Raw genomic sequence first — 21,405 nt, forward strand, 5'->3', positions numbered from 1 at the left:
AAATCCTTACATAGTTTTTGAAAATTTTTAAAAAACATATTGACAAATAACTTTAACAAGATAAAATTTTATTAAATGTAAGAAAAGTTTACATGTCGAGGTATAAAAAATATCAAAGGAGGATCATGATGAGTACATTGACTTTGATGAACAGTATTTGGGTTATTCTAGGAGCAATTTTAGTGATTCTTATGCAAGGCGGGTTCATATTACTGGAGGCTGGATCCACTCGAATGAAAAATGCCGGTCATATTGCCGGTAAAACAATCTTTACTTTCGGAATTGGCTCATTGGTTTTTTGGGCGGTGGGCTTTGCTTTTATTTTTGGTAATCATGCAAATTTTTTTATTGGACTTTCTCATTTCTTTTATTCAGGGTATGAAATAAATGGAATGAACCTATCTACATCCGTGTTTTTTATGTTCCAACTTGCATTTGCCACCATTGCATTAACTATTGCATTTGGAGGATTTGCTGAAAGAGCTAAATTATCAACATATGTCGTTTTCTCCATATTCTTCTCTATATTTGTATATCCTGTTATAGCTCACTGGATATGGGGTGGAGGCTGGTTGGCGGAACATGGAAAGCAAGATTTTGCCGGATCAACCGTTGTTCATTTAACAGGAGCAATGGCTGCTTTAGCTGCAACTATTTTGTTAAAACCGCGAATTGGAAAATTCAATAAAGATGGCTCACCCAATAATATTTATGGTCATAATCAAGTATATACTGCACTTTCTGTGTTACTTCTTTGGGTTGGGTGGTTTGGATTTAATGCTGGTAGTACATTGAGTGTTGATGGAGGCTTCTTTGGATATGTTGCACTTAACACCAATCTCGCAGCAGCTGCAGGAGCAATGGCTGCCCTTATCATTTCCTGGTGTGTACTTGGAAAATCAGACGTAACAGTTATTTTAAATGGTGCCTTAGCTGGCCTGGTTGCTATTACAGCTTCATGTGCATTTGTTACAACTTGGGCAGCAGTAGTAATAGGATTTATAGCAGGTATACTAGTTTTCTATAGTATGAGATTTTTTGAAAAGCTTCGTATTGACGATCCGATTTCTGCATTATCTGTTCATGGAACTGCAGGTGTTTGGGGTACATTATCAACAGGTTTTTTTGCAACAAAAAAATTAGCGACAGTAGGTTCGCCAGGTTTATTTTACGGAGGCGGCTTTCATCAATTAGGAGTACAGTTTATGGGAGTCTTTGTTTCTGGGCTTTACGCATTTATCGTTTCTTTTTCCATTCTGTTTATAATGAAAAAAGCGATGAAGGGACTCAGAGTGTCGGAAGAAGAGGAAATTATCGGTTTGGATGTAAGCGAACACGGGACTTATGGTTATCCTGAACAATTTTTAGGGAATAAGAAAATCAGCTCATAAGTATTTCCAGTATATTTTATGAAAAAGGTGGATTGTCTATGGATAAGGTGTTTTGTTCTTATAATGAATTAATAACATGGAAGAATGAAAATATATTAAATTATTCATCTGACATATCTACAATAAATAATTTTCATGATGCAATAATGAGGGAAATATTAAAAATAGCTTGCAAGCGTATTAAGGCAGTGAAAGGGGAGCTGCCTTGTCGCTTTGCATGGTTTGTAATGGGAAGTGCTGGTCGTTCTGAACAAGGGCTTATAACTGATCAAGATCATGGAATTATTTATGAATGGAATAATGAAGTAAATAAGGATTATTTTTTGTGTTTAGGGAAAGAAATTGCTGATGGAATGAATCAATTAGGTTATCCGTATTGTCACGGGTTTGTGATGAGCTCTAATATTAAGTGGTGTAAGTCAATTACAGAATGGAATAATCAGCTCTCTGAATGGATCGAAGAGGAAAATTTGGAAACGTTGAGAAATTTGCATATTTTTCTTGATGCTAGAGTAATTGTTGGAGAGATTGATTTTCTTAAGGATATAAAGCAAAGCGTTCAAAAATATATTCACAAAAATACCCAATTGTTAGTTAGATTATTAGAAAATGTTCAACATTTTCCAAAAGGTCTAGGTCCGTTTGGTCAATTTATTTTTGACATTAGGTCTGGGAATGTGAAAGGAATAGATATGAAAAAGACTATCTATATGCCTTATATTAATTGTATTCGCTTATTGTCAATAAAAAATAACATCATAAGTACATCAACGTTACAACGAATGGATTTATTAATGGAAGACAAACAGATGATGAGGCAAATAGTGAGAAACAAACATCATTTCGAACAGCTGTTAGAAATTAAAATTCGATTATCAAAAAATTCTCCTTATGAATCCAGGTATTACATTGACGTGAAAAATTTAAAACGAGAGGAGAAAAAAATGGTCAAACAAATGATGAAGGACGTTATAAAACTATATGAATTTGTTGAGAGGATAATTAGAAAAAGGGGATAACAATGGGGTTAGAGTCCATTATTCAGTATCTAAAGGATATTCAAGGTAAAATAAATGTAAATATTATTAGCGCTTTTCACGGAGGTCAAACTTTTCAGCAAAAGGCTTTTATTCGGCAAATGGAAAAGGATGACTCAAAAAACCAATTAATGATTCCATTTAGTGAGCTAACTGTGGCAATAGTAGATATTGAAACTACAGGATTTTTTCCTGAAAAAGGTGATGTGATTTTTTCAATTGGTGCTATTAAAATGAAGGGAGCCAATATACTAGAGAAGCAAACTTACTATTCATTACTCAATACAAATATACCAATTGCCGAGGATATTTTAAAATTAACTAGAATAACGGAAACTGATTTAATTTTTGCACCATCACGAAAGCAAGTACTACATGACTTTTTTGCATTTATTCAAGATGTACCTCTTGTCGCCCATCATTCTACCCATGAAAGGAAATTTTTCCAACATGAAAGTTGGAAATTATTTCGGACACCTTTTCGCAATAGGATTATGGATACATCTTTTTTATCCCGTGTGATATATCCAGAATTAGACTTAAAGACATTAGATGAATGTTGTTTATTTCATAAAATAGAAATAAAAAACCGGCATCATGCATTAGGAGATGCCATCTTAACAGCTAAGCTTTGGAGCTTATATATGGAGGAAATTCAAAAAAGAGGATTTAAAACCTTATGTGACATTTATGAATATCTTTCTAAACAGTAAACATTTTAACAGTGCTAAAGGGTTGCCAGGAGATTATTTCAATCTTATTATTCCTTTCACTTTCTCCTCTAATAATATTAAAGTCATCAATTTTATGTCATTGTCATGGAGCAGGCTTTCAAGCTCCTTTGTTTTCGCAGAAAACTCGCTTTTGCGCAAATCATTGATACTTCTTTTAATTCTATTTCTGACTAAATTTAGTTCTTCAATATTTTTTTCTATTAAATCATAAATTTCCTGTATTTTATGAAACTCAAAATGGTTCATATGGCTTCTCCTCTGTAAATTTTATATAAAATTTATATTCGTTACCGTAAAGGTTATTCACATTATTTTTAATAAGGCTGAATTTTGATCAAAAATGATAAATGAATCTAGTATAGATCAATTAGACAAGTAAAAAAATAGAAAGTAAAATATATTTAGAAAAACGAATATATGTTAAAATAATTAAAATACTATAAGGATGTACACGATTAGAAGTGGAGATGGGTGTAATAGATAATCGAATATTAGTCATTAGTGACATACATGGTTGTTTAAACGAATTTCAAGAACTGCTAAAGCTTGCTGACTACAAACCTAAAAGTGATCAATTAATACTTTTAGGTGATTATGTAGGTAGAGGGAGGAACAGTAAGGAAGTTGTTGAATTTGTAAAAGAATTGGTAGCCTCGAACGATGTCATTGCTTTAAGAGGAAATCATGACCAAATGTTTTGTGATTGGATAAAAAAGCCTATTGAAACTTTAGAAAGGTATTTTCGAAATGGTGGTCTTGCGACAATTCAATCTTTTTTATCTCTTAATGTGGAAGAAGAACTGGCAGAAGAAATAGATGAAAATACATATCGTAATTGGGCAACAGCAATTTTAGATTCAAATCCAGAACTGATTGAATTTCTTGAAAATTTGCCTTTTTATTATGAAACGGACTCCTTTATTTTTGTTCATGCCGGTATTAATCCTGATCATGAAGATTGGAAATATACTAGTAATCATGAATTTATTTGGATCAGAGATCCTTTTCTTCATTTCGATCATCCATTTGACCAAACAATCATTCATGGTCATACACCAACATTTATTTTGCAAAACGACTCAAATATATTTTATGGAAATAAGAAGATAGGAATTGATGGAGGATGTGTGTATGGTAAACAACTTAATTGTTTAGAAATTAAGAATGGATATTTTACACATTATTTTGTAAAAAAAGAAGGAGAGTATTACGATCAGGAAAACTGATCGTAATACTTTTTTTATTTACCTTATTAAATTTTCACGTGTTTTTTTCATTAACTCATTAATCAGTACTTTTAATTGTATTCAAGCTTTGTACTTTAAAAAATGGTCATATGAAAATATTTCTAGAAAGTTGTAGAGCTCCTTATAAAAATTTTTTGTAAAAAAGTTTGCGGATTGTATTTTTGCCTTCAAAATTAATGAAACTTTTTTCTTATAAAACAGTATAGTGTAATATTGAGTTTTTCCACATCGTATATGATAGCAAAAACTAGCATTGATACCGTTTAGTTTGAGGCGATAAAGATGGTTGGAACTTAGTCAGGTTTATTAATAAAGGAGGAATAGAAAGATGAGCATTATTACCAGATTTAAAGATATTATGTCAAGCAATATTAATGCATTATTGGATAAAGCAGAAAACCCTGAAAAAATGATTGATCAATATTTAAGAAACTTAAACAAGGATTTAGGAAAAGTGAAGGCGGAAACGGCATCGGTGATGGCGGAAGAACAAAGATCTAAGAGAGAACTTAACGAATGTCAATCGGATATGGAGAAAATGGAACGTTACGCAATGAAAGCTTTGGAAGCTGGCAATGAAGGAGATGCGCGGAAATTTCTTGAGAAAAAGGCTACTTTAGCGGCAAAACTATCCGAATTGCAAACGGCATACCAATTGGCATCCTCGAATGCGCTGCAAATGAAACAAATGCACGATAAGCTTGTATCTGATATCGGTGAATTAGAATCACGAAGAAATATGCTTAAAGCAAAATGGTCAGTAGCGAAAACACAGGAACGCATTAACAAGCTAGGAGCATCTGCTTCCAGTTCAGGTAACTCCATATCCGCCTTTGATAGAATGGAAGAAAAGGTGAACCGGGCATTAGATGAAGCAAATGCCATGGCAGAATTAAATACGGGTCCAAAGGATGATATTGAAGACTTAACAGCAAAGTATGATAACACTAACATTGCGGTTGAGGATGAGTTAAGTGCCTTGAAGGAAAAATTAAAGAATAATGGATAGTTTCATATCTAAAGCTATAGCACATTGCTATGGCTTTAGAACCCCTAAGTGTTTTAAACTCTATCATTTTCATATATAAAGAGGGGATTCATGCATGATATTTCAATATAAATGCCCAAGCTGCGGCAATGATATGCATTTTGATTCTGATTCGGGAGCTTTATCTTGTGAAGCTTGCGGAAAACAGGAGTCAATCGAAAACTATCCGGAAGAATTGAAATCAGCCATTTTTACTGAAGATGAGGCGAACGAATACCATTGTGAAAATTGTGGAGCTGTTTTAATTACGGAGGCAGAAACAGCTGCAACCAACTGCAGCTTTTGCGGAGCGGGTGTCGTCATTGCAGACCGACTATCAGGCAATCTTGCGCCAGCAAAAGTAATACCTTTTACCATTAGTAAGGAAGAAGCAACGCAAGCCTTCAAGAAGTGGTGCAGAAAAGGGTTGCTTACGCCAAAAGGATTTATGTCAGCAGACCGAATCAAAAGTATGACCGGGATGTATGTTCCTTTTTGGTTATTTGATTTAAATAGCAAGGTACAAGTTAATGCCGAATGTACGAAAGTAAGAACATACACTAGAGGGGATTACATTTATACAGAAACAAAATATTATGATGCGTTCCGAGACATCAACCTGGATTATATAAAAATTCCTGTAGATGCGTCAGAAAAAATGAATGACGAGCTAATGGATAAATTAGAGCCGTATCCTTACGAGCAATTAAAAGATTTTAAAACGCCGTATTTGGTTGGGTATATTGCAGAAAAATATAATTATACAGACGATGATCTTCTTCCAAGGGCAAAGGATAAAGTAAGCGAATATATTGAATCCTATATTCATTCCACCCTATCAGGCTATCATTCTGTACATTTTAAGAATAAGAGAATTAATACGAGCAGTGTAAAAAGCTCCTATGTTTTACTCCCAGTTTGGATGATTAGCTATGATTTTAATCGATCGGAGCATATATTCGCGATGAATGGTCAGACAGGTAAAGTAGTCGGCAAACCTCCTATCAGTACTAGCAAAGTGGCGATGTGGTTTGGCGGAATTTCAACTGGAGTTTTCATAGCCTTGAAGTGTGTTTCCTTAATGATGGGTGGTGGCTTTTGGTGAGTGCAAAGCTTATGAAACGCGGCCTCTTATTTTTATTAATGACTTTTTTTGTCTTAATGCCTTTTGCAATGAAAGCAGGTGCCGAGTATTCACACCAGAAGCGCTTTGTATATGATGGTGCAAATCTGCTAACGGAGAAAGAAGTGGCGAAATTAGAAGCATTGGCTAGTGAGCAGGGAAAAGATAGAAATACTGCTTTTATGATTATTACAGTAAACGGAACGGATGGGAAAGGTTATGTTCAATATGTAGGGGATTTCTATGATGAACATGCACCGGGTTATGATAAACCACATGGGAATACAGCTATCTTATTTATTGATATGGAAAAAAGAGATGTCTATTTAGCTGGATTTCAAAAAGCGGAAAAATATCTAGATAATAACCGATTGGATTTGATACAAGATAAAATAACCCCTAATTTATCGGCTGGAAAGTATTTTGATGCTTTTTCTTCCTATATTCATCTATCACATGACTACATGGGATATAACCCGGGAGTTAATCCCGACAATATTTTATTTAAATGGTGGTTTCAGCTGGTGGTGGCGATAGCTGCAGGCGCCGTTATTGTAACGCTTATGGCGTATCGGTCCGGCGGAAGAGTAACCGTTAATGCCAGAACTTATATTGATAGTAACAAATCAAAAGTACTTAGCGAGAGTGATGTGTTCGTTAGACAAACGGTAACCAAACAAAGAAAGCCTTCCAATAATAATAAAAGCGGCGGCGGTGGAGGTATTACGAGAGGTGGGTATACCCATAGCGGAAGCAGCGGCGGAAAGTTTTAAAGTTAATAATTTTTTGAGAAAGATAGAAGGAGAAGTGGGAAGATGTCTTTTTTTAAAAACCAATTTGCAAATGTAGTAGAATGGCAAGAGTTTCGGGATGATATGATTTTTTATAAGTGGCATAATCGTGAAATTAAAAAAGGCAGTAAATTGATCATTCGCCCTGGGCAAGATGCAATCTTTTTAAATAACGGAAAAATCGAAGGGGTATTTAAAGATGAAGGAGAGTATGATATTGAATCGCAAATCATCCCCTTCTTATCAACTTTAAAAGGATTTAAATTTGGATTCAACAGCGGCATGCGGGTGGAAGTACTGTTTGTGAACACAAAGGAGTTTAATGTAAAATGGGGAACAAAAAACGCTATTAATATCCCCGCACCGGGTCTTCCAGGGGGGCTGCCGATTAGAGCAAATGGAACCTTTAATTTCAAAGTGAATGATTATATTGCATTAATTGATAAAATTGCTGGAGTGAAGGACCAATACCTAGTGGAGGATGTTAAAATCCGCATAACGTCCATCCTCGATCAGTTATTAATGAAATGGATTTCACGGGAAGGGAAGGATATGTTTAACCTTCAGTCTAATTCATTTGAAATTTCCAAAGGAATTAAAGAAGATTTAGACATGGAAATCATGGAAAATGGCATGACAATTTCTGAGTTTACTATCATGAGCTTCAGCTATCCGAAAGAAATTCAGGACATGATTAACAAAAACGCATCATATGGAATGGTTGGAAATGTTGATAAATATCAGGAAATATCTATGATAGATGGCATGTCAAGCGGAAAAATGAGCGGTGGGGGCACAGCCTCCGATATGGCAGGAATGATGATGGGGATGAATATTGCTAATCAAATGTTAAATAAAATGAATCAGAATCAGCATCCGGAATCACAACATTCTCCTGTCCAATCACAACAGCAGGGTGAAGTTCAACAAAAGCCAAACTTTTGTCCAAATTGCGGTATGAAAACACAAGGAGCTAATTTTTGTCCAAATTGCGGACAGAAACTCACTTAATAAAGGTGTATAAAGCTATCTAAACAAATCATTAAACTTGCAGAGAGCGTATAAGGCTAATCGTCTATGCTCTCTTTTTTCTTTTTTCACAACGAGCGAATTTTAAATATCCAACTTATGCCCAGCGTTGCGAGGCATCCTTTTATTAGCATTTTTTTACGGGAGAAAAGGAGCTATGATGACTTATTATTGATGTTCACGATTTACAAGCAGGATATCAGACAATTACAAGCTATTGTGATATAGTAATTATTCGGTAAGGAAAAGGGGGAAGAAAAGCCTAATCTATTGCCGTTACAATTTTGTAAATATTACAGTCGGGGGAAATTATAGATGAATGTATTAGTAGTAAAAGCAAACAACCGTCCTGCTGAAGCAGGGGTTTCCAGTAAAATGTATGAAACTTTTATGGAGACAATCAAAGATGCGAAAAATCTAAACGTTTCTGTATATGACGTATTTGCAGAAGATACACCGTATTTTGGTCAAGAACTCTTTAATGCATTTGGGAAAGTGCATAATGGCGAAAAATTAACAGATCTTGAGCAACGCCTCTTAAATGCTAAACAAAAAGCGATGGACGCTTTAACTGCTGCAGATGTTGTAGTATTTGCGTTTCCACTTTGGAATTTAACGATCCCAGCTAAATTACAAACTTTTATTGATTATGTCTATGCTGCTGGATTTGCTTTTAAATATGATGCGAATGGAAAAATGATTCAATTAATGACAGATAAAAAAGCAATTTTCTTAAACGCACGCGGTGGCTTTTATTCAACACCTGAAACTTCACAGATGGAAATGTCTGTTAATTATATGCGTAATGTATTTGGCGGTGTTTTTGGTATGGAAATAATCGACGAAGTCATTATTGAAGGTCATAATGCAATGCGTGATAAAGCAGAACAGATCATCGACGAAGGATTACGTCGTGTAACCGAAGTAGCTACTAAATTAGTGAATCAAGTTGTTTTAGTGTAGATTTTATCATCCAAACTGAGAACCACCACTTTTCAAGACGTACAGTGTAATTAGCAGTTGAATAAAACTCAAAAAAGAAACCTCCTCTAAATTTAGAGGAGGTTTTATGTTTATATAGAGGTGAAATAATAATAAGATAAGCTCGTTTGCATATCATAAATGATGTCTAATTATACTATGTATAATGCATCAGTACTATGTGTTAATCAGCTAGTGAAAGATTTCACATTTTGATCATTCTTTTATCACATATTTCTCAGAAATACGTTGTTAAAACGTCATTAATTATCGTTAGAAATAAATTTTATGAGGGTATTATATAGGAAAGGAGATGATTTGATGTATAAAAGACAGGAGAAGAAATTAATATGGGTAAGCTTTATTGCAGCTGGGATTATGCTCTTGTCGCTGATTGGACGAATATTCGCAGGCTAAGGAGGATTTATAGATGGACAGCGGAAATGCTGTATTTTACAGTCGTGTCTTAACGGAAGTCACATTAACGTTTCACATCATCTACGCTACTATCGGTGTCGGGGTTCCGTTAATGATCATGATCTCACAGTGGGTGGGAATAAAGAAAAAAGATGAACATTATATTTTGTTAGCAAGACGATTGGCAAGAGGTTTTGTCATTACCGTTGCAGTAGGAGTTGTAACAGGAACAGCCATCGGTTTGCAATTGTCATTGTTATGGCCCAACTTTATGCAATTAGCTGGAAATGTGATAGCGTTGCCACTCTTCATGGAAACCTTCGCATTTTTCTTTGAGGCAATTTTCTTAGGAATTTATTTATACACTTGGGATCGCTTTGAAAATCAGAAGAAGCATTTGCTGCTATTGATTCCTGTGGCAATAGGTGCATCTATGTCAGCTGTTTTTATTACGATAGTTAATGCTTTTATGAATGCTCCGAGAGGCTTTGATGTTGTAAATGGCCAATTAGTTAATATTCAGCCTATACTGGCAATGCTTAATCCGGCGATGCCTACAAAAGTTGGGCATGTTCTTGTTACTGCATATATGACATCTGCATTTATTTTAGCTGCCATTGCTGCATTTAGAATTTTAAAGGGATCCACCCATCAGTACTATAAAAAATCACTATTCTTATTTATGAAACTAGGCTTGATTTTCTCCCTGGCAGCTTTATTGATAGGGGATTTTTCTGCAAAATATTTAGTAAAATACCAACCGGAAAAATTAGCAGCTGCAGAATGGCATTTTGAATCTTCAAAAGGAGCTAGCCTCATTTTATTTGGAATAACTGACGGTGAAAATGTAAAATATGCCATAAAAGTACCTTATGCTTTAAGTATTCTAGCTCATAATAACCCATTTGCGAAGGTGACAGGGTTAAACGAATTCCCTAATGATGAAATACCACCACTGTATATTCACTATCTTTTTGATACGATGGTCATTATCGGAACGTTTATGATTGTTTTATCCGCTGTTTATGTATTTGGTAAATACAAAAGGTGGAACTTCATTTCCTCCAAGTGGTTCAAATGGTTAATCGTTGCAGGCGGGCCATTAACGGTCATTGCACTTGAAGCTGGATGGTGGCTTGCGGAAGTTGGGCGTCAGCCTTGGATTTTATATAAATATATGAAGGTAGCGGATGCAGCGACAACAAGTCAACATGTAAATTTAATGCTCATTCTTTTCTGTATATTATATCTTATTCTTGGAATAGGCAGTGTGGTTGTACTACGTCGTATGTTTCTTAAAAACCCTATCGAGCAGGAAATTGCTGATCGGAAAGCAGAAGGGCGGTGAATGTCATGAACTTGGAGATTCTTGGGATATCTGTGTTATGGCTGTTCCTATTCGGCTACGTCATTATCGCTTCGATTGATTTTGGTGCAGGATTTTTTAATGCCTATAGTTTATTAACAGGACGTCAACATATTCTTACACATATTATTCAACGCTATTTATCACCAGTTTGGGAGATAACCAATGTATTTTTAGTATTCTTCTTTGTGGGAATCGTTGGTTTCTTTCCGAAAACAGCCTTTTACTATGGAACTACTCTGCTTATACCAGTAAGTATTGGGATTATTTTGCTGGCGATACGGGGCAGCTATTATGCATTTGAATCTTATGGTTCACGGGGGCATAAAGGATATTCATTTATGTATGGTGTTGCCGGTTTACTGATACCTGCTGCTTTATCCGTTGTATTAACGATTTCCGAAGGTGGCTATATCTCAATTGAGAAAGGCCAGCCAGTATTAGATTACTGGGCTCTATTTACAAGTCCTTTCACTTGGAGTATCGTTGTCCTGGCAATATCAGCTGTACTATTTATATCTGCAGTCTTCTTAACTTGGTATGCTAATAAAGCAGGAGATGTAAGTGCAACAAAATTACTTAGAAAATATGCGTTAATTTGGGCAGGACCATTAGCCATTTCTGTTATTGGTATAATGGTTGAACTGCGAAAGCATAATCCGGCACATTTTGATCGAATGATAGATGTATGGTATTTGCTTGTCATTTCAGCCATTATGTTCCTTATTACAGTGAGATTTATTTGGATACGTCGAAATTATGGAATAGCACTGGCTTTATTGCTAGGTCAATTTGCATTCGCATTCTATGCTTACGGTGTGTCTCACTATCCGTATTTGCTCTATCCATATTTAACTTTGTATGATTCTTTTACAAACAAGGCAATGGCGACCGCACTAGTGATTGCCTTTATATTAGGATTTTGTCTACTAATTCCATCACTTTATTTAGTGTTTAGATTATTTTTATTTGATAAAGATTATGTTCGTGGAAAAGAAAAAGGCCATGTTTAGGGGGAGCTTTAAATGGAGAATTTCCTGATGTTTTATGCACCGTTCATTATCGTGGCAGTTTCCATTATACTAGGCTTTTATTTAGCCTTAAAGGATGGACCTGTTAACAAGAGTGAGTAGTCATGTAAAATGGTTTATTTCCCTTTTTTATTATAGCAGGGTTTGAAAAATTTGTTTTCAAACCCTGCTTTTCTTTTTATGGTCATATTAGGGTACATAGAGAGAGGATATCCATCAAGATTATTGGAAGAAGATTAGTGTACATCTTTTTCTCCGCTTTTGCATAAAGGCTAGTGATAACGATAATCAATGTTGATTTTATATCATTTATCATGGGAATGGACAAATAAAGCTTTATTCAACATTTTATAATAACGGGCTTAATAAGCTAGTTTTTTGTAAAGGAATCCGAATAAGAGACAATTTTTTGAAATAAAAAAATTCTATTTGTATAGTATTTTTAATTTATAAAATTACTTCATTGCTACTTCTCTTATTAGTTCGACGAAGTTTTGAGCGGTTTTAGACAAGTAATGATTTTTCAGCCAAATCAATGCAACAGACGCAGTCAGTGCATCACTAGAAATTTTATAGGCATGTATAGGATATCCCTTATGACGTTTAAGTATCGTCTCTGGAACAATAGATGCACCAAAGTCCGATGTAATTAGATCCATTAAGAGAGTGATGTCGGAACATTCACCAACAATGTTTGGGTGTAGTTGGAATCGTGAAAAAGCCTCCTTAATCAAATAATGTACACCTAATCCTTCGGTGCTAGGTAAAATAAGTGGATATTTTTGTATATCATCAAGGGAGATTTCATCGTTTAAATGTTTCTGTTTTTTAGATGTAATAAAGTAAAACGGTTCAGAATGAAGATGCAGAACAGAAAGATTATCTAACTCAAGTGGCATTCGAATAATCGCAAGTTCTACAATTCGATCTCTCACTAATTTGCAAAGATGGGCGGATTCATTTTGTTGAATTTTGTAGGTAACTCTTGGGTATAGTTTTTTAAATTCATTCAATAATTCAGGTAATTCGACAAAGGAAAACGTATTGATCCCTATTGTTAGTCTTCCGTTGACTCCATCTCCAACTTCCTTAACTTCCATTTTTGCCTCTTCCATTAATTGTGTTACACGCAAAGCGTATTTATATAATGCTTTTCCAGCCTCTGTCACCTCAAAATATTTACCGCTTCTCTCTACTAATTTTGAACCTAGTTCTTCTTCCATTGTTTTTAAATGCTGGCTTAATGGCGGTTGAGAAATATGCAGCCTTTCAGCGGCAGCGGAAATTTTCCTTTCCTCAACTATCGCGATAAAATATCTCAATTGTCTTATGTCCATACGGAAACCATCTCCTCTTTTAAATCATATATAAGCTTTTTTATCAGTCATGTCCTTATCTATATCCAACGTATTTCTACTAGCCGATGAGCAAGGCGCTTTTGCTTTTTTTATTATATGAAAAACTTAAGTAAAACTTATTTTTTTTATATTTTTCATATGATTAATCCTATGTTAGCATATTTGTAATGATTGGAAAAGGAGCTATACTGTTGAATCGTTTCTTCATAGTTTTATTTATTGTTTTGTTGAATCGTTAAACTTGCCAGCAGATAAAATAAGTGCTGATACAAAACTTACCAACCGGTTTGGGGGAACAGCGCTTATACCAGCTTCAGAGCGTGGACACGTTGAAGTGGTTAGGGAACTCCTCACGAATTCAGATATTGATGTCAACCATATCAATAATTTACATTGGACAGCATTATTGGAAGCGATCATCCTAGGTGATGGCGGAGAAACGCATCAAAAAGTTGTACAACTTTTAGTCGAACACGGTGCTGATGTCAATATTAGTGATAGTGAGGGAATGACTCCTTTGGAACATGCACAAGCTAGCGGATACCATAAAATAGAAAAGATATTAAAAGATGCGTAAGTACGACACAAAGGGTCTAATTTTACCACCTGGTTAAGATGGGTAAGTTGAATGGAACAAAAAGAATTTATGAAGAAAGCGATTCAGTTGGCTGATGAAAATGAGCGCCACAACCATGGTGCGCCATTCGGGGCTATAGTTGTTAAGGAAGGTAAAATAGTAGGTACAGGCGTCAATGAAGTTTTGGCAACTAATGATCCGACCACCCATGCGGAAATTCAAGCAATTCGGCAAGCTTGTCAGAAATTAAACACTACTAATCTTTCGAATTGCGAGATCTATGCAAGCACTGAAACGTGTCCAATGTGTTTAAGTGCTACTATTCAAAAATAAGGACAGTATAGTTTTCCAGTTCCAGCCAATTCTAGCCAAGACTATTTATTTAATCAGCTTTCTTTACCACATGAAAAACGAGCGATTCAGATGGTTCAACTTGAAGTTTAGATATCTTTCAAAAGTTTTTAACCGTAATTAAACATTAATTTGAGGTGATTTTTTTGGATTTTGTAAAACGCACCATAGAATTAGCACTTAAAAATGTAGAAGAAGGGGGACGTCCTTTTGCTACTGTCATTGTACGGGATGGAGAAATTATAGCTGAAAGTCCAAATTTAGTTGCACAAACACATGATCCCACAGCACATGCTGAAATTCTTGCAATTAGAGAAGCTTGTAAAACATTACAAACTGAACATCTAACAGATTGTGAAATTTATATACTTGCCAGCCCATGTCCAATGTGTTTAGGATCCCTCTATTATTGCAGTCCGAAAAAAGTCATTTATATTACAACACGTGAGGATTATGCTCCTTACTACAAAGACGATCGCAAGTATTTTGAATTAGAAACATTTTATGATGAATACAAGAAACCAATTGAAAAACGCAGATTGCCTATGGTCCAAATAAAAGATGAAGATAGTATAAAAGTTTACCTACGATGGAGCGAATTAAATAAAAAATAAGCGGTTATTTAGAAATTAAGTCAGTTTGAATACTATGCAATACTTTGAAAAAATACTCAAACGAGTATTATGGGGTGGGTAAAAAATGACAGATAAAATATACTGGTTAACGAATGTCAGGTTAGAAACAGGTTATCACTCTGAAAATGGAACGATTGTAGGAACAAAAACAGAAGCATTTCATTTAAGAATTGAAGATGGAAAAATAATAGAAATAGTCTCTGCGGATAAACCGATAGAAACCAATTTACCTAGACTAGATGCGAATAATTATTTGCTGCTTCCATCATTTAGAGATATGCACATCCATATCGATAAAACGTATTATGGAGGGCCATGGAAAGCACCAACAATTCCTACTAAAGGGATTCTTACGAGGCTGCAGGAGGAGGAAGAACTACTTCCAAGTCTATTACCGGTTGCAGAAGAAAGGGCGAAAAAACTGCTAGACTTGGTGATGAGTGCAGGTACCACACATATCCGAACTCATTGCAATGTTGATCCTTTCATTGAGTTGAAAAATTTAGAAGCAGTTTTACGAGCAGTGGAAGATTATAAAGACAAATGTTCTGTCGAAATCGTTGCATTTCCACAGCATGGTTTATTACGAAGCAATTCATTCACTTACGTTAGGGAAGCATTGCGTATGGGAGCTTCATTAGTTGGTGGTGTTGACCCTGCATCCGTTGATGAAAATATAGAAAAATCACTGCAAATGGTAATGGAACTGGCTGTCGAGGCAGATGCCAATATCGACCTTCATATCCATGATCCAGGACATCTGGGTATTTTTACGTTTAAGCGATTGGCAGCTCTAACCGAAGAGGCAAGATGGCAAGGAAGAGTAACAATAAGCCATGCATTAGCATTTGCTGATATCTCTCCAAAAGAAGTTAGTGAAGTTGCGGAGTTATTAGCACATAATGGTATATCGATCACATCATCTGTTCCTATTGGAAGAACGATACCAATTCCTCTTTTACATGAAAAAGGAGTAAATATTTCTTTAGGGGATGATAGTATTACAGATCATTGGTCACCTTTCGGTAAAGGAGACAGTTTGGAAAAAGCAGGTACATTAGCGGAGCGTTTTGGTTTAAGCGATGAACGTTCGCTAGGACAAACCCTAGGGTATATTACGGGAGGCATAACACCACTAAATAAAGAAGGAGAACGAATTTGGCCAAATAAAGGGGATAAAGCGGATCTTGTTCTTGTAGATGCAAGCTGCTCTAGTGAGGCTATTGCAAGAAGAGCAGAAAGAAAAGCTGTTTTCTATAATGGAAATGTTGTTTCTGGAGTACTTAAATAATAGAAGAAGAAAGGATAGATAATAATGAGTTCTAATTATTGGTTAACAAACGCAAGATTAGAGACTGGCTATCAATTCAATAATGGCATCATAACAGGAACAAAGACTGAAATTTCCCATTTATTAATAAAAGATGGGATAATTGCGAAGATTATTTCTGCTGACGAAACAATTACAGATGATTTACCAAAAAAAGATGTGAAACAATTTTTGATTCTTCCATCATTTGTTGAAAAGCATTGTCATTTGGATAAAACATTGCTTGGAGACCGATGGCGTGCTGTAACACCTGTAAAAAATATTTTTGGCCGATTTGAAATAGAAAAAACGGTTTTACCAACTTTAGAAACAACTACACAGGAACGGGCAGAAAAATTACTAGATATATATTTGAAGTCCGGGGTTACTCATGTACGTACACATGTAGACTTATACCCTGAAGTTGGATTGAAAAATTTAGAAGAAGTTCAAAAAGCGTTGCAAACATTTGAAGGAAAGTTATCCTATGAAATTGTTGCATTCCCGCAACACGGTTTATTACTTTCGAAGGCCAAAGATTTAGTGCGAGAAGCCATTCGCCAAGGTGCGAATTTTGTAGGAGGTGTCGATCCCGCAACGGTAGATGGTGATATTGAAGCTTCCTTACAAGAAATGGTCGAGCTCGCGGTGGAAGGAAATGTGGGAATTGACTTGCATTTGCATGATGCAGATCATTTAGGAATCTTCACCATGAAACGCTTGGCTAAATTAGCTAAAGAAGCGGGTCTCCAAGGAAAGGTTGCTATTAGTCATGCGTTTGGTCTTGGCGACATTTCTGAAGTACAGGCAGAAGCGATGGCAGAAATATTGGCGGATGCAGGGATTACCATTATTACCAGTGTACCTCTCGGAAGAAAGTTTCCGCCTGTTGGCTTATTACACAGAAAAGGTGTTTCCGTAGCAGTCGGATGTGATAATATCTTTGATGTTTGGTCACCGTTTGGAAATGGAGATATTTTAGAAAGAGTAAGTCGTTTAGCGGAAATTTCCGGATGGAGTAATGAAAAGGCACTAGCACAAACATTATACTTTATTACCGGAGGCAAAACCCCGCTAAATTCTGAAGGAAAACAAATTTGGCCGAAAGTTGGAGATGAAGCGAGTATTGTTGTTGTGGATGCTTCGTGTTCAGCAGAAACTATAGCTCGGAGATCAAAACGAATAGCGACGATGTTCAAAGGAGAAATCGTATCAGGTTCACTTGAAACCAGTAAAGAATAGTGAAGAAGTTATCTTAAAAGCAAAAGATACAAACAAAAATTTTAGTACATATTTTCCTTCATTGAGGATTATATGCCACTTAAATCCCCTTTTTTTAGGGGTGTTTTATTTTTTTTAAAATTGTAAAAGAAAAAAGGCAGCGTTATAAGCGGTTTCGTGACACTTTTCCATCTTTTAATTCAATCGTGCAGTTTGCTGATTGCAAAGTATCTTCGGAGTAACTCTTATAAGAATGTTGCACAATAGTAATTGTGAATATTTGTATTATCACGTTAAACAGTTTTAGATACTTTCACTTGCTATTGTGCTAAAACAATATTGTAGTAAAATTCAGAAAAATATATTGACAGAAATGTATTAAACAAAATAGAATAATTTTATAGAAATAATATTAGGAATTATTAGAAGGGTTGGAATACTGATGAGAATGTGGCTGCGTAAAATAATATATCAAAATAAAAGTATGCTTATAAAAGAGGTTGGACTTCAATTCTAAAAGGGAATCGGAATCCAGCCTCTTTCTTTATTTTACTAAAGTGATAGAGGAGAGAATAAAATGATTACTTTAACAGGGCAAAATTTAACACTGGAACAAATGAAAGAAGTTTTATACGAAAATCAGAAAGTCAGTGCATCTCTATCAAGTATGAAGGCTGCCGCAAAAAGTCGGGAAGCAGTAGAAAAAATTGTTTCAGAATCTAGAGTAGTCTATGGGATTACCACAGGATTTGGAAAATTTAGTGATGTTCTTATTGATAAAGAAAATGTCCAGGATCTTCAGCTTAATCTAATTCGTTCACACGCATGTGGAGTAGGTGAACCATTTCCGGAGATTGTCGCAAAAGCAATGGTACTTCTCCGAGCCAATGCACTTTTAAAAGGCTATTCCGGAATTAGGCCTCTTGTTATCGAAAGATTAATAGATTTGGTTAACAAGAATATCATTCCTGTCATTCCGCAGCAAGGCTCCCTTGGGGCAAGTGGGGATTTGGCACCGCTTTCACATTTAGCTTTAGTGCTAATCGGTGAAGGAGAAGTATTTTATAAAGGATATCGAATAGATTCACTTGAAGCATTTCAACAAGAAGGAATTTTTCCTGTAACACTTGAAGCAAAAGAAGGACTTGCTCTTATTAACGGTACCCAAGCAATGACAGCGATGGGAGTAGTCGGCTATCTAGAGGCGGAACAACTTGCATTCCAAAGTGAGTTAATCTCCTCTATGACCATTGAAGGATTAAATGGAATTATGGATGCCTTTACTGAAGAGGTACATATCGCTAGAGGGTATAAACAGCAAATAGAAACAGCAGCTCGTATCCGAGAATATTTAAGTGATAGTTTATTGACGACAATCCAGGGGGAATTGAGAGTACAGGATGCTTATTCTCTCCGCTGTATCCCACAAGTTCATGGTGCTACTTGGCAAGCCCTTGATTATGTGAAAGAAAAATTAGAAATCGAGATGAATGCAGCAACTGATAATCCACTAATTTTTGATGATGGTGATACGGTTATTTCTGGTGGGAACTTCCATGGTCAGCCAATCGCTTTTGCGATGGATTTTATGAAAATTGCAGTTGCAGAAATGGCAAATATATCTGAAAGACGGATTGAGCGATTAATCAATCCCCAATTAAATGATTTACCGCCATTTTTGAGTCCTGAGCAAGGTTTACAATCAGGAGCTATGATAATGCAATATGTTGCTGCATCACTCGTATCTGAAAATAAAACACTGGCACATCCAGCAAGCGTTGATTCAATCCCATCTTCCGCTAATCAAGAAGACCATGTAAGCATGGGAACAATCGCTTCAAGGCATGCATATCAAATTATTCAGAATACAAGGAGAGTACTGGCCATTGAGCTAATTTGTGCAATGCAAGCGGTTGAATACCGTGGAGTTGAAAAAATGGCAAGCAAAACAAGGCTTCTCTATGATAAAGGTAGAGAAATGGTTCCTTCCATTACTAAGGATCGAATATTCTCAAAAGATATTGAAAAAGCAGCTGATGGCCTTAAAAAAATGAAACTGCAATTCCTTAGGCAATTAGATATTTTAAAATAAATATTACACAGTAAAGGTAAATGGGATTGGCTATACCGGAATTCCAAGTATTTAGTAAATAGACAACTGAAAGCACTTACATTTTTAAGGATTAGTAAAGCAGCTATTGATAAAAGACTAAAGATAGAGGTGTTTTATGCAAAATACGGAATTAAAAAAACAAATTCATGAAACAAGACAAGGCGAACAACATGAACACTTGGAAAGAAAATTAAAAACAAGGCACCTTTCAATGATTGCTATCGGTGGAACGATTGGTACTGGTCTTTTTTTAGCCAGTGGTACGACTATTCACGACGCCGGTCCAGGTGGGGCAATCGCAGCTTATGTTATCGCAGGTATCATGGTTTATTTCTTGATGGCGAGCCTTGCTGAAATGGCAGCTTTTATCCCAATTTCCGGTTCATTTAGTACCTATTCATCCCGGTTTGTCGACCCAGCCTTTGGGTTTGCTGTCGGTTGGAACTATTGGTATAACAATGCGATTATCCTAGCACTTGAATTATCTGCCTCCTCACTCATTATGAAATATTGGTTTCCTCATGTACCGGGAATTATTTGGAGTGCAAGCTTTCTTGTCATTATTTTTTTGCTGAATATTTTATCAGTAAAAGGGTATGGTGAAGCAGAATTTTGGTTCTCGATTATCAAAGTGGCAACTATTATCATATTCATCGTTATTGGTTTATTAATGATATTCGGCATTATGAGTGGTCATGCAGGAGGATTTTCCAACTTGACGGAAGGTGAAGCACCTTTCAAAGGCGGTATTCTGTCTATCTTTAGTGTTTTCATGGTGGTAGGTTTTGCTTTCCAAGGAACGGAAATGGTTGGGGTTGCTGCCGGTGAAAGTGAGAACCCAAGTAAAGATATGCCAAGAGCTATTCGACAAGTCTTTTGGCGGATACTTTTATTCTATGTGTTAGCGATTTTTATTATTGGTTGTTTAATTAGCTATAAAGACCCGAACCTGTTAAGCTCAGACATTACCAATATTGCTATCAGCCCATTCACGCTTGTATTTAAACATGCTGGATTAGCCTTTGCTGCTGCTGCAATGAATTCAGTTATTTTAACGTCCGTTTTATCTGCTGGAAATTCCTCATTATATGTTGGCTCCCGTGTCCTATGGACACTGGCTGAAGAAAGAAAAGCACCTGCTTTCTTGAAAAAAGTTAATAAAAGCGGCGTTCCTTATAATGCTATCCTGGCAACTACTGTAATTGGTATGCTCTGCTTCCTTACTTCACTTTTTGGTGATGGAACCGTTTATAATTGGTTATTGAATGCAGCCGGTTTAGCAGGCTATATTTCGTGGTTAAGTATTTCTATTACGCATTTACGATTCAGAAAAGCTTATAAGATACAAGGGAAAAATATGAAGGATCTGCCATATGTAGCAAAATGGTTTCCTTTTGGTCCAATCTTGGCAACAGTGATGTGCTTGATTGCTACTCTGGGTACCAATTACAGTGCTTTCCTTGGCTCAAAAATTGACTGGTATGGAATATTAGTTTCCTATATTGGGCTTCCCTTATTCTTGGCTGGATATATAGGTTATAAAGTAATAATGAAGTCTAAAATCGTCCCATTAAAGGACGCTGATTTTAGCCGGGAATAATTTAGCGGTTGCTACTTTAACTAAAGATTAGTTTTTTTAAACATTTAAATAATATTGACATATCGTC

Annotated in this window: 20 protein-coding genes and 1 pseudogene; 19 read left to right on the forward strand and 2 right to left on the reverse strand. The window is 35.7% G+C overall.

Annotated elements, in window-relative coordinates; translation table 11 throughout:
- Nucleotides 1–128 precede the first annotated feature (128 nt).
- Genes NSQ59_RS11850 through NSQ59_RS11860 form a run of 3 tightly spaced genes read left to right on the forward strand, consistent with a single transcriptional unit; the run spans nucleotide 129 to nucleotide 3,141 of the window.
- Nucleotides 129–1,391, forward strand: coding sequence for an ammonium transporter (locus NSQ59_RS11850; RefSeq protein WP_055739533.1), 1,263 nt, complete (start codon nucleotides 129–131; stop codon nucleotides 1,389–1,391).
- 38 nt (nucleotides 1,392–1,429) lie between these two features.
- Nucleotides 1,430–2,410 (forward strand): DUF294 nucleotidyltransferase-like domain-containing protein, encoded by a 981-nt coding sequence (locus tag NSQ59_RS11855; protein ID WP_340831363.1) that lies wholly within the window; start codon nucleotides 1,430–1,432, stop codon nucleotides 2,408–2,410.
- Between the two features lie 2 nt (nucleotides 2,411–2,412).
- The gene (locus NSQ59_RS11860; protein ID WP_055739535.1) at nucleotides 2,413–3,141 is read left to right on the forward strand and encodes an exonuclease domain-containing protein; all 729 of its coding nucleotides are present in this window, start codon (nucleotides 2,413–2,415) and stop codon (nucleotides 3,139–3,141) included.
- 33 nt (nucleotides 3,142–3,174) lie between these two features.
- On the opposite strand, the gene NSQ59_RS11865 is transcribed toward NSQ59_RS11860, so the two are convergent.
- Nucleotides 3,175–3,408, reverse strand: a complete 234-nt coding sequence (locus tag NSQ59_RS11865) for a hypothetical protein (RefSeq protein ID WP_340831366.1) — start codon at nucleotides 3,406–3,408, stop codon at nucleotides 3,175–3,177.
- A 221-nt stretch (nucleotides 3,409–3,629) separates the two neighbouring features.
- Between NSQ59_RS11865 and NSQ59_RS11870 the strand changes: the two genes are divergently transcribed.
- The 9 genes from NSQ59_RS11870 to cydS all read left to right on the forward strand — a co-directional run bounded on the left by NSQ59_RS11870 (nucleotide 3,630) and on the right by cydS (nucleotide 12,276).
- On the forward strand, nucleotides 3,630–4,388 hold the full coding sequence (locus NSQ59_RS11870; RefSeq protein ID WP_340833156.1) for a metallophosphoesterase family protein: 759 nt from the start codon (nucleotides 3,630–3,632) through the stop codon (nucleotides 4,386–4,388).
- 349 nt (nucleotides 4,389–4,737) lie between these two features.
- On the forward strand, nucleotides 4,738–5,418 hold the full coding sequence (locus NSQ59_RS11875; RefSeq protein WP_340831368.1) for a PspA/IM30 family protein: 681 nt from the start codon (nucleotides 4,738–4,740) through the stop codon (nucleotides 5,416–5,418).
- A 94-nt stretch (nucleotides 5,419–5,512) separates the two neighbouring features.
- Entirely contained in the window at nucleotides 5,513–6,541 is a 1,029-nt protein-coding gene (locus tag NSQ59_RS11880; RefSeq protein WP_340831370.1) for a TFIIB-type zinc ribbon-containing protein, read from the forward strand.
- Nucleotides 6,538–7,332, forward strand: a complete 795-nt coding sequence (locus tag NSQ59_RS11885) for a TPM domain-containing protein (RefSeq protein ID WP_340831372.1) — start codon at nucleotides 6,538–6,540, stop codon at nucleotides 7,330–7,332. The genes NSQ59_RS11880 and NSQ59_RS11885 overlap by 4 nt, the downstream gene beginning before the upstream one ends.
- 42 nt (nucleotides 7,333–7,374) lie before the next feature.
- Nucleotides 7,375–8,361: an SPFH domain-containing protein gene (locus NSQ59_RS11890; RefSeq protein WP_340831374.1), complete on the forward strand. Its 987-nt coding sequence runs from the start codon at nucleotides 7,375–7,377 to the stop codon at nucleotides 8,359–8,361.
- 333 nt (nucleotides 8,362–8,694) lie between these two features.
- Nucleotides 8,695–9,342: an FMN-dependent NADH-azoreductase gene (locus tag NSQ59_RS11895; RefSeq protein WP_340831376.1), complete on the forward strand. Its 648-nt coding sequence runs from the start codon at nucleotides 8,695–8,697 to the stop codon at nucleotides 9,340–9,342.
- 448 nt (nucleotides 9,343–9,790) lie between these two features.
- Entirely contained in the window at nucleotides 9,791–11,125 is a 1,335-nt protein-coding gene (locus NSQ59_RS11900) for a cytochrome ubiquinol oxidase subunit I (protein ID WP_055739541.1), read from the forward strand.
- Between the two features lie 5 nt (nucleotides 11,126–11,130).
- Nucleotides 11,131–12,156, forward strand: a complete 1,026-nt coding sequence (locus NSQ59_RS11905) for a cytochrome d ubiquinol oxidase subunit II (protein WP_055739542.1) — start codon at nucleotides 11,131–11,133, stop codon at nucleotides 12,154–12,156.
- A 12-nt stretch (nucleotides 12,157–12,168) separates the two neighbouring features.
- A complete protein-coding gene (gene cydS, locus NSQ59_RS27915; RefSeq protein ID WP_437177101.1) occupies nucleotides 12,169–12,276 on the forward strand; it encodes a cytochrome bd oxidase small subunit CydS in 108 nt (35 codons plus the stop codon).
- Nucleotides 12,277–12,629: 353 nt separating this feature from the next.
- Here the strand turns inward: cydS and NSQ59_RS11910 are convergent, their stop codons facing one another.
- Entirely contained in the window at nucleotides 12,630–13,511 is an 882-nt protein-coding gene (locus NSQ59_RS11910; RefSeq protein WP_340831379.1) for a LysR family transcriptional regulator, read from the reverse strand.
- A 283-nt stretch (nucleotides 13,512–13,794) separates the two neighbouring features.
- Between NSQ59_RS11910 and NSQ59_RS11915 the strand changes: the two are divergent.
- The 7 genes and pseudogenes from NSQ59_RS11915 to NSQ59_RS11945 all read left to right on the forward strand — a co-directional run.
- Nucleotides 13,795–14,109 (forward strand): annotated as a pseudogene (locus NSQ59_RS11915) (ankyrin repeat domain-containing protein); the annotation flags it as partial.
- A gap of 51 nt (nucleotides 14,110–14,160) precedes the next feature.
- A complete protein-coding gene (locus NSQ59_RS11920) occupies nucleotides 14,161–14,442 on the forward strand; it encodes a nucleoside deaminase (protein ID WP_321198673.1) in 282 nt (93 codons plus the stop codon).
- 155 nt (nucleotides 14,443–14,597) lie between these two features.
- Entirely contained in the window at nucleotides 14,598–15,074 is a 477-nt protein-coding gene (locus NSQ59_RS11925; protein WP_244885866.1) for a nucleoside deaminase, read from the forward strand.
- 85 nt (nucleotides 15,075–15,159) lie between these two features.
- On the forward strand, nucleotides 15,160–16,386 hold the full coding sequence (locus tag NSQ59_RS11930) for an amidohydrolase family protein (protein WP_055739545.1): 1,227 nt from the start codon (nucleotides 15,160–15,162) through the stop codon (nucleotides 16,384–16,386).
- Between the two features lie 24 nt (nucleotides 16,387–16,410).
- Nucleotides 16,411–17,646: an amidohydrolase gene (locus NSQ59_RS11935; protein ID WP_340831383.1), complete on the forward strand. Its 1,236-nt coding sequence runs from the start codon at nucleotides 16,411–16,413 to the stop codon at nucleotides 17,644–17,646.
- 556 nt (nucleotides 17,647–18,202) lie between these two features.
- Nucleotides 18,203–19,717 carry a histidine ammonia-lyase gene (gene hutH, locus NSQ59_RS11940; protein WP_340831385.1) on the forward strand — a complete coding sequence of 505 codons (1,515 nt, stop codon included), beginning with the start codon at nucleotides 18,203–18,205 and terminating at the stop codon, nucleotides 19,715–19,717.
- Nucleotides 19,718–19,853: 136 nt separating this feature from the next.
- The gene (locus tag NSQ59_RS11945; protein WP_445669206.1) at nucleotides 19,854–21,338 is read left to right on the forward strand and encodes an amino acid permease; all 1,485 of its coding nucleotides are present in this window, start codon (nucleotides 19,854–19,856) and stop codon (nucleotides 21,336–21,338) included.
- Nucleotides 21,339–21,405 lie beyond the last annotated feature (67 nt).

The sequence above is a fragment of the Margalitia sp. FSL K6-0131 genome (assembly GCF_038008735.1).
In the GTDB taxonomy this organism is placed as follows: domain Bacteria; phylum Bacillota; class Bacilli; order Bacillales; family Bacillaceae_C; genus Margalitia; species Margalitia shackletonii.

What these genes read in the sequence shown, in the direction of transcription:
- NSQ59_RS11850 (WP_055739533.1), top strand. Translation starts at nt 129, where the DNA reads ATGAGTACATTGACTTTGATGAACAGTATTTGGGTTATTCTAGGAGCA.
- NSQ59_RS11855 (WP_340831363.1), top strand. Translation starts at nt 1,430, where the DNA reads ATGGATAAGGTGTTTTGTTCTTATAATGAATTAATAACATGGAAGAAT.
- NSQ59_RS11860 (WP_055739535.1), top strand. Translation starts at nt 2,413, where the DNA reads ATGGGGTTAGAGTCCATTATTCAGTATCTAAAGGATATTCAAGGTAAA.
- NSQ59_RS11865 (WP_340831366.1), bottom strand. Translation starts at nt 3,408, where the DNA reads ATGAACCATTTTGAGTTTCATAAAATACAGGAAATTTATGATTTAATA.
- NSQ59_RS11870 (WP_340833156.1), top strand. Translation starts at nt 3,630, where the DNA reads ATGGGTGTAATAGATAATCGAATATTAGTCATTAGTGACATACATGGT.
- NSQ59_RS11875 (WP_340831368.1), top strand. Translation starts at nt 4,738, where the DNA reads ATGAGCATTATTACCAGATTTAAAGATATTATGTCAAGCAATATTAAT.
- NSQ59_RS11880 (WP_340831370.1), top strand. Translation starts at nt 5,513, where the DNA reads ATGATATTTCAATATAAATGCCCAAGCTGCGGCAATGATATGCATTTT.
- NSQ59_RS11890 (WP_340831374.1), top strand. Translation starts at nt 7,375, where the DNA reads ATGTCTTTTTTTAAAAACCAATTTGCAAATGTAGTAGAATGGCAAGAG.
- NSQ59_RS11895 (WP_340831376.1), top strand. Translation starts at nt 8,695, where the DNA reads ATGAATGTATTAGTAGTAAAAGCAAACAACCGTCCTGCTGAAGCAGGG.
- NSQ59_RS11900 (WP_055739541.1), top strand. Translation starts at nt 9,791, where the DNA reads ATGGACAGCGGAAATGCTGTATTTTACAGTCGTGTCTTAACGGAAGTC.
- NSQ59_RS11905 (WP_055739542.1), top strand. Translation starts at nt 11,131, where the DNA reads ATGAACTTGGAGATTCTTGGGATATCTGTGTTATGGCTGTTCCTATTC.
- cydS (WP_437177101.1), top strand. Translation starts at nt 12,169, where the DNA reads ATGGAGAATTTCCTGATGTTTTATGCACCGTTCATTATCGTGGCAGTT.
- NSQ59_RS11910 (WP_340831379.1), bottom strand. Translation starts at nt 13,511, where the DNA reads ATGGACATAAGACAATTGAGATATTTTATCGCGATAGTTGAGGAAAGG.
- NSQ59_RS11920 (WP_321198673.1), top strand. Translation starts at nt 14,161, where the DNA reads ATGGAACAAAAAGAATTTATGAAGAAAGCGATTCAGTTGGCTGATGAA.
- NSQ59_RS11930 (WP_055739545.1), top strand. Translation starts at nt 15,160, where the DNA reads ATGACAGATAAAATATACTGGTTAACGAATGTCAGGTTAGAAACAGGT.
- NSQ59_RS11935 (WP_340831383.1), top strand. Translation starts at nt 16,411, where the DNA reads ATGAGTTCTAATTATTGGTTAACAAACGCAAGATTAGAGACTGGCTAT.
- hutH (WP_340831385.1), top strand. Translation starts at nt 18,203, where the DNA reads ATGATTACTTTAACAGGGCAAAATTTAACACTGGAACAAATGAAAGAA.
- NSQ59_RS11945 (WP_445669206.1), top strand. Translation starts at nt 19,854, where the DNA reads ATGCAAAATACGGAATTAAAAAAACAAATTCATGAAACAAGACAAGGC.